The 13,670-nt window shown below is 40.6% G+C and carries 13 protein-coding genes; 9 read left to right on the forward strand and 4 right to left on the reverse strand.

Annotation, left to right across the window (positions count from 1 at the left end; genetic code table 11):
• Position 1: 1 nt before the first annotated feature.
• Together VM932_RS04245 and VM932_RS04250 are read right to left on the reverse strand one after the other, a co-directional pair.
• Complete coding sequence (locus VM932_RS04245; RefSeq protein ID WP_326277317.1) at positions 2-547, reverse strand: YfiT family bacillithiol transferase; 546 nt, start codon at positions 545-547, stop codon at positions 2-4.
• Between the two features lie 204 nt (positions 548-751).
• A complete protein-coding gene (locus VM932_RS04250; RefSeq protein ID WP_326277318.1) occupies positions 752-1,891 on the reverse strand; it encodes a Gfo/Idh/MocA family protein in 1,140 nt (379 codons plus the stop codon).
• A gap of 142 nt (positions 1,892-2,033) precedes the next feature.
• Here VM932_RS04250 and VM932_RS04255 point away from each other — a divergent pair, with 142 nt between their 5' ends.
• From VM932_RS04255 to VM932_RS04290, 8 genes are all read left to right on the forward strand, one after another.
• Positions 2,034-3,518, forward strand: a complete 1,485-nt coding sequence (locus VM932_RS04255; protein WP_326277319.1) for a S10 family peptidase — start codon at positions 2,034-2,036, stop codon at positions 3,516-3,518.
• A gap of 313 nt (positions 3,519-3,831) precedes the next feature.
• The gene (locus VM932_RS04260; RefSeq protein ID WP_326277320.1) at positions 3,832-4,527 is read left to right on the forward strand and encodes an SGNH/GDSL hydrolase family protein; all 696 of its coding nucleotides are present in this window, start codon (positions 3,832-3,834) and stop codon (positions 4,525-4,527) included.
• 1 nt (position 4,528) lies between these two features.
• Entirely contained in the window at positions 4,529-4,924 is a 396-nt protein-coding gene (locus VM932_RS04265; RefSeq protein ID WP_326277321.1) for a hypothetical protein, read from the forward strand.
• A gap of 32 nt (positions 4,925-4,956) precedes the next feature.
• Positions 4,957-5,964, forward strand: a complete 1,008-nt coding sequence (locus VM932_RS04270) for a glycosyltransferase (RefSeq protein WP_326277322.1) — start codon at positions 4,957-4,959, stop codon at positions 5,962-5,964.
• A gap of 348 nt (positions 5,965-6,312) precedes the next feature.
• Positions 6,313-8,238 carry a BatA domain-containing protein gene (locus tag VM932_RS04275; RefSeq protein WP_326277323.1) on the forward strand — a complete coding sequence of 642 codons (1,926 nt, stop codon included), beginning with the start codon at positions 6,313-6,315 and terminating at the stop codon, positions 8,236-8,238.
• Positions 8,235-9,488, forward strand: a complete 1,254-nt coding sequence (locus VM932_RS04280; RefSeq protein ID WP_326277324.1) for a dihydroorotase — start codon at positions 8,235-8,237, stop codon at positions 9,486-9,488. Before VM932_RS04275 ends, VM932_RS04280 begins: the two co-directional genes overlap by 4 nt.
• Positions 9,488-9,811, forward strand: coding sequence for a hypothetical protein (locus VM932_RS04285; protein ID WP_326277325.1), 324 nt, complete (start codon positions 9,488-9,490; stop codon positions 9,809-9,811). The genes VM932_RS04280 and VM932_RS04285 overlap by 1 nt, the downstream gene beginning before the upstream one ends.
• Positions 9,812-9,820: 9 nt before the next feature.
• The gene (locus VM932_RS04290; protein ID WP_326277326.1) at positions 9,821-10,480 is read left to right on the forward strand and encodes an alpha/beta hydrolase; all 660 of its coding nucleotides are present in this window, start codon (positions 9,821-9,823) and stop codon (positions 10,478-10,480) included.
• A gap of 215 nt (positions 10,481-10,695) precedes the next feature.
• Here VM932_RS04290 and VM932_RS04295 read toward each other — a convergent pair whose 3' ends face one another.
• Positions 10,696-11,187: a hydrolase gene (locus VM932_RS04295; protein WP_326277327.1), complete on the reverse strand. Its 492-nt coding sequence runs from the start codon at positions 11,185-11,187 to the stop codon at positions 10,696-10,698.
• Between the two features lie 141 nt (positions 11,188-11,328).
• A complete protein-coding gene (locus tag VM932_RS04300; RefSeq protein ID WP_326277387.1) occupies positions 11,329-12,093 on the reverse strand; it encodes an MBL fold metallo-hydrolase in 765 nt (254 codons plus the stop codon).
• Between the two features lie 89 nt (positions 12,094-12,182).
• Between VM932_RS04300 and VM932_RS04305 the strand changes: the two genes are divergently transcribed.
• Complete coding sequence (locus VM932_RS04305) at positions 12,183-13,637, forward strand: TonB-dependent receptor (RefSeq protein ID WP_293162955.1); 1,455 nt, start codon at positions 12,183-12,185, stop codon at positions 13,635-13,637.
• Positions 13,638-13,670: the final 33 nt, after the last annotated feature.

A 13,670-nucleotide genomic window follows, 5' to 3' on the forward strand; every position in this document is an offset into this window, starting at 1 on the left:
GTTACCACCCTTCGCGCTTTACCAAGTTTTCAATATGGGCAAAATGATGATTGCTGTGCCAAGCGTAGCGAGCTATGTTTTCTTCCAAAGTGGTCTCTTGGTTTCCATCGGGGTGTATAAAGCTTCTTTTTAAATCTCCTTCGGAAAGCCCTTTCAGCAAATAAACCAACTTGGCGTGTATGGCACTCAAATGGTAAAGCGACATTAATATGGGCGCGGTACGGGTATCGAACAATTCGGCCCAAGCCTTTTCATCGTAGGCTTTAATTATAGGAGTATCTTCCGTAAGTGCCCATTTAAAGCGAATATAACTATTGTGATGGCTATCGGAAATATGATGGACCACTTGGCGAACAGTCCACCCCCCTGGTCGATAAGGGGTTTCGAGCTGTTCCTCGGACAATGGAGTAACCAAATCGCTCAAACGTTGGGGCAACTGTTCCAAAACAGAAATCCATTCCTCCAAATTATTTTTTGTGATGATATCAGGAACCTCAAATTTTCCAATAGGGTAACGTAGTTGTTCCAAAGTTTCTTTTTTATTCATTTTGATTGAAGTTAGCGAATTACATTGTTTTTTTCAGAGAAACGGTTTAGACTTTTTCGGATTGAAAGATAGCGCTAAGGATATTTGTCTCACGGAACCTAAATATTATGGCCCAAGTACAAAGTCAATATAGAAAGTAGCTATCAAAAAATTAATCGGGCAAATACCAATTAAAAATACCTCCTATTCTTCAATCGACCCAACTCATCCCCCAAACCCAAAACCAGGTTCAAAATCCAAGGAAATGGTTTCTCCCCCATTCGCAATGGATTTGTAAATGGCTTCCACGATTATCATATCGCGTTTGCCCATTTCACCAGGCGCTTTGTTGGGCTCGTCGAACAATACATGCCGTGCAAAATCGTCCATTTGCAATTTCTGCTGGCTCTCGTGCGGAAATTTAATGACATCGCCATTAGAGGTCACTCCGCTCAACGGACCATAATTGTTGGCCGGTTGTAGCCGAAACCAGCCCGAAGTCCCGGAAACATACATCGCATTCGCATTAAAATTGTGCGAAGTGGAAATGTTGCCCACTGCCCCACTCGGGAATTTAAATTGTGCCGTAATGGTCTCATCGGTTTCCTTAAAATATTCTGGTCGGGTGCTAAATTCCTGTGCAGCAACCGAAATAGGGTTCTCACCCGTACCATAAATAGCACTTTGCACGGCATACACGCCCATATTCATTAAAGCGCCCCCTCCCGAAAGTTTTTTGTCCAAACGCCATTGTTCTGGATTGCCCGTGGAGCGGTAGGCGGCATCTGCGGAAACAAACAAGACATCGCCAAAGGTTTTTTCCCTGACAAATTCCTTTACCTGCTGCGTATAGGGCTCGGAATGTAAGCGATAACCCATGCCCAGTTTTACGCCAGCTTCTTTACATACATTTATGATGGCATCACACTCTGCCACGCTAATGCCCATAGGTTTTTCACAGATAACATGCTTGCCTGCTTTAGCGGCACGAATACTAAATTCGGCATGCATACTGTTGGGAAGCACCACATATACCACATCAATTTCGGGGTTGTTGGCAATATCATCAAAATTTTGATAGTTGTAAATGTTCTTTTCAGGAATACCGTATTTATTCGCCCAAACCTTTTCCTTTTCGGGAGTTCCGGTAACAATTCCTGCCAAATAGCAATGTTGGGTATCCTGCAAAGCAGGCGCTAATTGATAGGTGCTGTAACTACCAAGTCCAACTAAGGCAATGCCCAGCTTCTTTTTATCCTGATTGGCTCCCATGGCACAGGCAAACGGCACCGATGATAACAAGGCGGCACCTCCTATGCCTTTTGCGGTCAGGGTATTAAAATTTCTTCGGGTGAGACTCTTCATGGAATATAGATTTAGTTAACGCTATTAAATTTACACATAATAGAACAATCGAATGCACCTTCATGCATTTTCAGAGCTTTTGTCTGTATAAGAATCTTCAAATTCCCTATTTTTATGAACTCGACTAATTCAACCCGTAAAAATGAAAAAACTCGTATTGTTAGGCATGGCGTTTTGCACATCATTTGCCTTTGCCCAAAGTAGAAAATTACCCGTTGACACCACAGTAACCACACAACATTCCGTAACCATCAACGGTTCCAACATTGACTATACCGCAACAACAGGAACCCAACCCGTTTGGGATGAATTGGGAGAACCGATTGCATCCTTGCATTACACTTACTACACTAAAAACGGTGTGAAGGATAGGTCTTCGCGACCCTTGTTGATTTCCTTTAACGGCGGACCGGGCTCCGGTTCCGTTTGGATGCACTTGGCCTACACAGGTCCGCGTATTCTTAAAATTGATGATGAAGGGTATCCCGTGCAACCCTATGGCGTTAAGGAAAACCCGTATTCTGTTTTGGACGTAACCGATATTGTTTACGTAAACCCTGTGAACACGGGCTATTCACGTACCATTCCCGAAACAGGAAAAGAAGTGGACCGTAAAAAATTCTTCGGAATCAATGCAGATACCAAATATTTGGCCGAATGGCTGAACACTTTTGTATCTAGAAACAACCGTTGGAACTCCCCTAAATATATTGTGGGTGAAAGTTACGGAGGTACCCGTGTTATGGGCCTTTCCTTGGCACTTCAAAACCAACAATGGATGTACTTGAACGGCGTAATTATGGTTTCCCCTGCCGATTACAAGGTATTCCGCGACAACGACCCTGTTTCCAGTGCATTGAACCTTCCTTATTTTGCTGCCGCAGCATGGCACCACAAAGCCCTGCCATCCGATTTGCAAAGCAAAGACCTGTTGGAAGTGTTGCCAGAGGTGGAAGAATTCACAATTAATGAATTATTGCCGGCTATCGCCAAAGGTGGTTTTATTCCTGAATCTGAGCGTAAAGCCATTGCCGATAAAATGGCGCTTTATTCCGGATTGGATGCAAAAGACATTATTGACCACAATTTGGATGTGCCTACGCAATTCTTTTGGAAAGCTTTGTTGCGAGATAAAAGCGGATACACGATCGGGCGTTTGGATAGCCGTTATTTGGGAATCGACAAAACATTGGCAGGAACCCGACCCGATTATTCACCCGAGTTGACCTCTTGGCTGCACAGTTTTACCCCTGCCATTAATTATTACTTGCAAGAAGAGCTTGATTTTAAAACTGACATTAAGTACAATATGTTTGGCCCTGTACATCCTTGGGACAATGATGATGATAACGTAAGGGACAATCTACGTCAAGCGATGGCACAAAATCCATACTTGAACGTTTTGGTTCAATCGGGTTATTATGATGGCGCCTGCACCTATTTTGCGGCCAAGTACACCATGTCGCAAGTAGACCCTAGCGGTAGAATGAAAGACCGATTTGAGTTTAAAGGATACCGTTCCGGTCACATGATGTATTTGAGAAAAGAAGATTTAAAATCGGCCAACGACGATATTAGAGCGTTCATTTTAAGAACCCAAGCCAAAGGAAAGAGCGCGAAATATTAATAGATTCAACAAATGATAATCCCATTATGTATTATGGATGAAATTCGTCAGTTCGAGTGATTTTTTGGTGGTTGAGCGAAGTCGAAACCAAAGAAAAATCGTATCGAGAACCAGAATTTCAAGCCTAAAACAACTCTCGATACAAAATTCCTCTGGAATTTTACTCGAATTGATGGTTTCTGGCTCAAGAAACCTTTAAAAGATATAATGGTATTGATAAATTTTAAAGCGGTATGATTCAAAAGTAATCGCATCGCTTTTTTTCTTAATTCATTTTGATTGAAATTCCCTATTTTTAGAAAAACCACATATAGTGAAAAAACAAACCATACTTTGGATGATGCTTTCTTTTTTAGGATTAATGAGCACTTCTAAAATCAATGCCCAAGATTGGCCCAATTTGGAAAAGTATAAAAATGCTAATACGGAATTAGCTGCATCAACCGAAGATGAAAATCGCGTAGTTTTCATGGGCAATTCCATTACCGAAATGTGGAAAGATGCCCATCTTGATTTTTTTAAGGACCACCCTTTTGTAAACCGAGGCATCGGCGGACAGACCACGCCACAGATGCTGCTTCGTTTCCGTCAAGATGTGATTGATCTAAATCCCAAAGTTGTCGTTATTTTGGCTGGAACCAACGATATTGCGGGCAATACAGGCCCCATGTCGCTGAAACAAATACACGACAATATCCTTTCCATGGTGGAACTGGCAAAAGCAAATGGCATTAAACCAATAGTTTGTTCCGTACTGCCTGCTTACGATTACCCATGGCGTCCAGGTTTGGAGCCGAACATTAAAATACCAAAGCTCAACAACATGCTCAAGGCTATGACGGAAGCCCAAGGAGTACTGTATTTGGATTATTTTTCCGAAATGGCCGATGATAGAAATGGACTACCATCCGACTTGACCACAGACGAAGTACACGTGACCAAAGCAGGTTACGACATCATGGAAAAAATGGTGAAGGAAGCCATTGATACGGTTCTTAAAAGCGAATAAAATGAACGATGCTGATTTTATTAAGGCTTTTGAAAACGGACAATTCCCGCCGGAACAATTCAACCATAAAGCCCATATAAAACTAGCTTGGATTTATCTTAACTTGTTTGATGAGGAAACTGCCATCGTAAAAACTTGTAAAGCCATCAAGAATTTTGATCGATTACATGGAGATGGCACTAAATATCACACAACCTTGACCGTGGCCGCTGTAAAAGTGGTGCGACATTTTAAGCAAAAATCGAGCGCAACCAATTTTGAAGAATTTATCGTTGAATTTCCGAGATTGATTACCTCGTTCAAAGAATTATTGTTCCAACATTATGGTAAAGATGTTATTGCAGACCCAAAGGCAAAAACCACCTATTTGGAACCCGACCTACTTCCGTTTAACTAAAATTACTTGCCTTGAATTAGTTACCTTGCAGCATGCAAAACGGTAAAGTTAGCATCATCATTCCTTTTAAAAACACCGCAAATTTTTTGCCCGAATGTTTGGATTCCATTGTGAATCAAACGTATGCCAATTGGGAGGTTTTGGCCGTTAACGATCATTCTACCGATGAGAGTTTTGAGCTTCTCTCCGACTACTCCAAAAAAGATGGGTGCATAAAAGTCTTCCAAAACAAAGGCACGGGGATTATTCCAGCGCTCCAAACGGCATACGCCCGAAGTAACGGAAGCTTTGTGACCCGTATGGATTCCGATGACATCATGAAACCTAACAGATTGGAGGTAATGGTGAATGCTTTAAAAGAAAATGGAACTGGTCATGTTGCTGTTGGACAGGTAAAATATTTTTCTGACCGGGGCATCAGCAATGGTTACGAACGCTATGAGAAATGGTTGAACCAACTCACATCAACTGGCAATAATTATGATGAAATTTATAAAGAATGCGTAATTCCCTCCCCTTGCTGGATGGTTCACCGAGAAGATTTTGATAAGTGCAATGGTTTTCGACCCAACCGCTACCCGGAAGATTACGATTTATCCTTTCGATTTTATGAACATGGATTTAAAATTATTCCATGCGACCAAGTACTGCACCTTTGGCGTGATTACGCTACCCGCACTTCCCGCACCCATGAGCATTACGCACAAAACTATTTTTTGGACATCAAACTCCATTATTTTTTAAGGTTGAATTACGATGTAACCCGTCCGTTGGTAGTTTGGGGAGCTGGATTTAAAGGGAAGAAAATTACAAAAGGGTTAAAAAAGCGAGGTCTTGATTTTGTTTGGCTGTGCGACAATCCAAAAAAAATCGGTAAACAAATATATGGTAAAGAACTCGTCCACTTTGAGGCATTACAAGAACTGGACAATCCACAAAGTATTATCACCGTTGCCAATGAGGAAGCCCAAAAAGAAATCAGGGGCTACTTTTCAGAATTGGGCAGATCATCTATGCAGGATTACTTCTTTTTTTGCTGATTCAACCTTGTTTCGAATTAGATTCCTCACATTCGCCCAAAATGATAAGTACAAGTATCTTTTGTCATTCCGTGCTTGACACGGAATCCATAAACCGCGGAACCCCTGAAACTTGCTTGTACTGGCAGGTGGACGAGTACTCAAGGTGCCGGTTTGAAAAGTCATTTAACAATTGCTTCGAGCTATTCGTGAAATCCATCTCAAAAAAGATGCTTTGCCTCGCCTACAATCATAATGGGTTCATTAATAATTGTTCGTTGGTTATTGTTGAATGTTCATTGACAATTGATAAATGAAGTTTGAAATCAGAATGTTTTAATGCCTATCTTTGATCAAGCAATGTTGGGAATGCAGTTTAAACATCCAGAAATTCTTTGGGCACTTTTTCTTCTAGTCATACCCATTTTAATTCATTTATTTCAGTTACGGCGCTTTACCAAAACCCCGTTCACCAATGTGGCCATGCTACAAAAAGTGGTTTCGGAGTCCAGAAAAAGCAATACGCTTAAAAAATGGCTGCTGCTGTTTACCCGTCTCTTATTGTTGGCTGCCATTATAATTGCCTTTGCGCAACCGTTTACCTCGGCCACAACAGCGCTTCAAGAAAAGGAAACCGTTGTTTATCTGGACGATTCTTTCAGCATGCAAGCCAAGAACAATGGCATTTCACTTTTGGAAAAAGCTGTCCAAGATTTAATCAAAAACATTGACGGAGATACGGAGTTCAGTCTGTTCACAAACGAAAAAGCATTCAATAATGTTCGCATAACTGACATTCAGAATTCGTTGCTATCGCTCCCCTACTCGTACAAACAACTCAACCTGAACGAAATTGGCCTAAAGGCCAACAGTCTGTTCTCCCAAAACAGTAGTAGTATAAAAAACTTGATCGTAATTTCTGATTTTCAAGAAAGGGTATCCGATGGAAATACCGATTTGGATACAAATTTGGTGGCTCATTTTGTTCCGATGCAGCCGCAAGAGATTCAAAATAATGTATCGATTGATTCCGTTTTTGTGGATGATGGCTTGAACGAACAGGCCAAATTAAAAGTGTTTCTTTCTGGAGGAAACGAGAATAATGCCTTGCCCATTTCTCTTTATAATGATGAGGAATTGATTGCCAAAACTGCTGCAAAATTTAAATCAAATGGAGATGCTGAAGTCGAATTTACCATTCCGGCCAGTGAAGAGTTAAACGGACGTTTGAGTATCATCGATAATGCATTGGGGTACGATAATCGGTTTTACTTCAACATCAATTCCAAAGAAAAAATTAAAGTTTTGGCCATTAGTGAATCGGATAGCGATTATTTAAAGCGATTGTTCCGAGGCGACGAGTTCGATTTTCAAAAATATGCCTTGAATCAACTGGATTACAGTAATTTGGATAATCAAAATGTAGTGGTTCTGGATAATTTAGCCACAATTCCAAGCGGCCTTCAAAATATCTTGCGCACTTTTAAAAATGATGGTGGCACCTTGATTATAGTTCCTGCGATCAACAGTAATTTATCCTCTTACAATACGTTTTTGTCCAGTTTATCCACAACACAATTTTCGGAGAAAATCACATCCGATGCCAAGTTGACCACCATCACTTTTGATCACCCGCTGTACCGAAACGTTTTTGAACAGGAAGTGACCAATTTTCAATATCCATCCGTAAAAGAGCATTTCAGCATACAGACCACTTTGCCCAAAGCTTTGTCCTTGGAAGGCGGCGATTCGTTTTTGTCCGGGGATGATGGACTGTATGTTTTTACAGTTCCCTTGGCATTGGATAACTCCAATTTTATCAACTCCCCGTTGATTGTGCCCACCTTTTATAATATGGCACAATCGAGTTTGCAAACACCAAAGCCCTATCAAACCCTTGGTGAATCAACTACGGTGGATATTTCTGCTCAAATAGGTAACGACGATATTTTAGAGGTCTCCAAAGCAGGTTACGGGTTTATTCCACTGCAACAAACTTTTCCAAATCGGGTGCGGCTCACTTTTGACCAAAATCCGACCGAAGATGGGATTTTTTTCATTTTACAAAACGAGCAAAGGCTACAAAATATAAGTTTTAATTACCCCAGAGCGGAAAGTCAACTCAAATATATGGATATCGGAGCATTGGAAAATGCAAACACTATGGATTCCGTTCCCGAACTATTTGAATACTTGGAAGCGGAGAACAACATTACCGCATATTGGAAATGGTTTGTTATTTTAGCGTTGCTTCTGGCGCTTATTGAGGTACTCATTCAAAAATTTGTTACATGAACATTCTGCTGAAGTCTGCAAAAATCGTATGCCCAGAGAACAAGGAGCTTCACCTGAAGAAAAGGGATATCCTTATTAAAAAAGGAATTATTGAGAAGATCGGTGCGGCTGTGGAAGCTCCTGCCAATACCAAGGTGGTAGAAAAAGATAATCTGCATGTATCCCTCGGTTGGTTCGATAGCAGCGTGAGTTTTGGCGAGCCAGGATTTGAGGAACGGGAAACCATTGCAAATGGATTGTTTACGGCCGGTAAAAGTGGGTTCACCGATATTGTGCTGAACCCAAACACGAATCCCGTGCCCGATACCAGTTCTGATGTGGTATTTTTAAAAGAGCGCGGAATTGGAAAGGCTACAAAAATTTATCCTTTGGGTACCTTGACCAAGAATTCCGACGGTGTTGATCTTGCGGAGCTTTATGACATGAAGAATGCGGGAGCCGTGGCCTTTTACGATTTCAAAAAACAGGTTTCCAATCCCAACCTATTAAAAATTGCATTGTTGTATGCCCAAAATTTTGATGGATTGGTGTATTCCTTTCCTCAGGATGGCGACATAAAAGGGAAAGGTGTGGCGCACGAAGGTGAAGTCTCAACAAAATTAGGACTCAAGGGAATCCCTGCACTTTCGGAAGAGCTACAAATTGCCAGAGACCTTTTTATATTGGAGTATACGGGTGGTAAACTGCATATTCCGACCATATCTTCAGGGGGTTCGGTAAAACTTATCGCAGAGGCCAAGAAAAAAGGGTTGGATGTAACGTGCAGCGTGGCCATTCACAATCTATTCTTTTCGGATGAGACCCTAACGAGTTTTGATACCCATTTTAAGGTGTCGCCGCCCCTTCGGACAAAATCGGATTGTAAGACATTGATCAAAGGAGTGAAAAACGGAACCATAGATTTTGTGACCACAGACCATATTCCGATGGATATTGAGCACAAACGTGTGGAATTTGATAATGCAAAAAGCGGAAGTCTTGGGCTAGAGTCCGCTTTTGGAAGTTTGAACACCATTTTTGAGTTGGAAGAAACCATTGTTTTTTTAACCAAAGGACGTTCTCGGTTCCAAATAGTGCCTCCTGCCCTAAAAGAAGGCTCCAAAGCATGTTTAACCCTGTTCAATCCTGATGGGGAGTACACTTTTGAGGCAAAGAACATTCTTTCAACCTCAAAGAATAGCATGTTCGTAGGTTCCACATTAAAGGGCAAAGTTTACGGAGTCATCAATAACGGTCAAAGTACACTATAATGAGTAATTCCACCCCAGGAAAAACCACGGCAGTCGTAGCATATATTACCATTGTGGGCTGTTTGATTGCCATCACCATGAACATTGAACCCAAAAATGCCTTTGCCCGTTTTCATATACGGCAGGCCTTTGGAATCCATATCCTTTTCCATGCCTTGGCAATATTGCTAACGTATACAGGGTTGGTTTATCTATCTATTCCCATCTATATTTTTTATATTGTAATCTGGGTGTTTGGCTTTTTGCAAGCCCTTAACGAAAAAACAAAACCATTACCAGTATTGGGAAAATACTTTCAAAAATGGTTCACATTCATATCATAAACTATAATAATGTCCTTAAAACCCCTATCGCTAACATATTTATTACGACCATCCTCTAAAGTTTCCGGCAAAATACCTGCGCTTTTTATGTTCCATGGTTATGGTAGCAATGAAGAGGACCTTTTTTCCTTTGCATCGGAATTACCCGGAGAGCTGATGGTATTTTCCTTAAAAGCACCTTATAATCTTGAGCCATTTGGCCATGCTTGGTATGCCATTAATTTTGATGCAGAACAAGGCAAATGGAGCGATGATGAACAAGCTAAAGAATCTAGGGAAAAAATTGTTGCTTTTATGGACGAAGCCATTGAGGCATACGATTTGGACAAAGATAATATCACACTATTAGGATTTAGCCAAGGAACCATTTTAAGTTATGCAGTTGCCCTATCGTATCCGGAAAAAGTGAAGAACGTGATTGCACTGAGCGGATACATCAACGAAAATATTTTGGTGGACGGCTATGCTGAAAAAGACCATAGTAAACTAAATTTTTACGCATCGCATGGGCAGGTGGACCAAGTGATTCCTTTGGAATGGGCCCAAAATTCACCAGAATTCCTAGAAAAATTGGGTATTCCGACTACTTATCAGGAGTTTCCTGTGGGACATGGTGTTTCCCAACAGAACTTCTTTTCCTTTAAAAAGTGGTTAGAGGGACATGTTTGATGCTCGGTGTTAGAAGTTGGAAGCACGATGCACGAAGTCTTGTCTCTTGTGTCTTGGTTCTCTTTTCTTTGCTCTTGAACTTGAAGTAAGCAGTGGCAGTTTGCGGTAGGCACTAACCCAATAACTTCGTAACTTTGAACTCCTAACTCTGAACTCCGAAGCCAATAAGCACATCCGTCTATTTTCTATGTTCTCTCCCTTTTGGCACTGATTAATTACTGCGGAGCATAAAGCAAATGTTCGGCCAAGGTAAAGTCCACGCTCAAATCATCTTTTAGTTCATATTTTATAATAAGGTCTCCCCAATATTTTCCATCGGAAAAATCGGCCAAAATCCATTTATGGTTCAACACCTTGATTTTATTGATTTTAAAATCGCTTTCCATTCCTTCGTAGGGAATTAAAGGATTATCCCCTTTTTGTTCGTTGGTTTCCAATAACTTATCCTGAATATAGCGTGATGGGTCTTCTATATCCAAATGATCATAATAGGCAAGGGCATCATCATTGTTTTCCAAAGTAAAGTACTGCATGTCGAGAACCTTAAGGTGCATGGTTTGCAGGGAATCCTTAAGTTCTTCCACCTCAGTCTGTAGTTGTTCAACATCGGAGGTCAATGCTTTTTGCATATTATTTCCTGTTACATATTGAAACAGGGCCAATAATGCGGCAAAAACAAATAGGTATAGAAAAATTCTACTCTTCATGGATTTTGAAAATTTTATGGATCCTTGATTATGGTTAATGTCACATCGTGTATGGTCGAGATGTTCTTGTCTATCTTTCGACTGCGCTCAAGATAACAATCCAACACTTTGAAACATGTTATCATAACGTATTAAGGGCGTCTATATTTTTATTTTAAGGTTATCGTAGGCCAAATGTATGTTTTTGGGGAGACTTTTTTCAACTTCATCATGGAACCCCAATAAATGACTGATATGGGTAAAATAGGTTCGCTCCGCTCCCACTTCCTCGGCAAACTCCAATGCTTCCTCCAAATTAAAATGGGAATGGTGCGGATCTATCCTTAGCGCATTTATCACCAACACTTCGGCTCCTTTTATTTTTTTGATTTCCTCCTCCTCCACCCTTTTTACATCGGTCATGTATACAAATTCGCCAAAACGATAGCCAAAAACTTTTAATCTGTTGTGGTAAGCTTCAATGGGAATAACTTCCAAGCCGCCCAAAGGAATTTTTTTATCCTTGAAAACTTCATAAACCTGTACGGCTGGTGCACCCGGATATCTATCTTCATCCGCAAAAATGTAATCGAATCGTTTCTTGAGGGAATCAAGCACTCTGGGGTGTGCATAAACAGGAATGTCTCCTTGCCTAAAGAAAAAGGGGCGAATATCATCTATGCCTGCTGTATGGTCGGCATGTTCGTGGGTAAACAAAATTCCATCCAACTTATCTATTGGGTTGGCGAGCATTTGTTGCCTAAAGTCGGGGCCGCAATCAATCACGTAGTTATAATCTTTCCAAGAAATGAGTACGGATACACGCAGTCTTTTGTCTTTTGGATCATTGCTCAGGCAAACGGGGTGTTTGCTTCCGATTATGGGGATTCCCTGTGAAGTTCCCGTACCCAAAAAAGTAATGGTCATCTTATCATCCATTAAATCCAAAATTATAACTTATTTATTTAATAGATTGATTGAAGAGTGTAACTTTGTTTTACTTTAAAAATTCGGATATGCCTAGCGTACCAAGCAGAGAAAATGCTTTTGAAAATATTCCTTCCATAAAGGCCAAGACCCTTAGGATCAACTTGAACCGTGATATTTATGGAACATTTGCTGAAATTGGCGCCGGACAGGAAACTGCCAGACATTTTTTTAGGGCAGGAGGAGCTTCTGGAACCATAGCAAAGGCGATGAGCGCTTACGACAAATCTTTTAGTGATGCCATTTATGGCATTGAGGAAGATGGTCGCTATGTTACCCAATCCCGGTTAAAAAAGATGTTGGATCACGAAATGAGATTGGTCGAGGAACGGATCAGTAGGGACAGTAATCCGGATTATTTGTTCTTTAGTTACGCCAATACTGTGGCTACCATCGATTTTTCCAAACGTTACAAAGGGCATGGATGGGTTGGACTTCGTTTTCAGTTGGACCCTGACCAAAAGGAATATGACGAAATCGTACTTCATATTCGTTTTAAACAAAATGAGGCAAGACTACAGCAAGAAACCTTGGGCATTTTAGGTGTAAACTTGATTTATGGAGCGTTTTTCAAGTTCCATAAGCCCAAAAAACTTTTAAAATACCTATACGATCATATCGACCATGATACTTTGGAAATTGATATGATCAACTTCACAGGACCCAACTTTGCGGATGTTGATAATAGGTTGATGAGCCTTCAGCTTATTAAAAATGACATGACCGACGCGGTTATGTTTGGTCCCGATGGAAACAACTTGCTGCCTGCAGCCGTGTTGTACAAGAAAAATATCTTGGCATTACGGGGTAGTTTTAGGCCTGTTACCAAGGTGAATATGGACATGTTCCAAAAGTCATACGATATTTTTATTCGGGAACAGACCGTGGATATGGAAAATGCCATTGTTGTTTTTGAAATAACCTTATCCAACCTAAAGGCATCTGGAGAAATCGACGAGCAGGATTTTATGGACAGGGCGGAGCTATTGTGTTCACTCGGACATACAGTATTGATTTCCAAATTCCAAGAGTACTATAAATTGGTAGAGTATTTTAACAATTATACCAAAGCCAAGATTGGATTGACCATGGGCGTGAACAATTTAGTGGATGTATTTGATGAAAAATACTACCGTCACTTAAGTGGTGGCATTTTGGAAGCTTTCGGAAAATTGTTCTTTAAGGATCTTAAGGTGTACCTGTATCCGATGAAAGATCCAGAAACGGGTCAAGTACTCACCAGCAACAATGTCAAAGTCCATCCTCGTATGAAGGAATTGTACAAATTCTTTAAGTACAATGGAAAAGTGATGGATATTATTGATTATGACCCGGATGTACTTCATATCTTTTCAAGAAATGTGCTCAAAAAGATTATTAACAATGATGATGGATGGGAAAAAGAGCTGCCAGAAGGTATTGCTGAAATAATAAAAGAGAAAAACCTGTTTACCAGAAAGGTTCTTGAAGAGAAGGAAAAATAAAATAAAAAGGCGCTTATTCAGCGCCTTTTTATT

It is taken from the genome of Flagellimonas halotolerans (assembly GCF_035818535.1).
Classification (GTDB): Bacteria; Bacteroidota; Bacteroidia; order Flavobacteriales; family Flavobacteriaceae; genus Flagellimonas; species Flagellimonas halotolerans.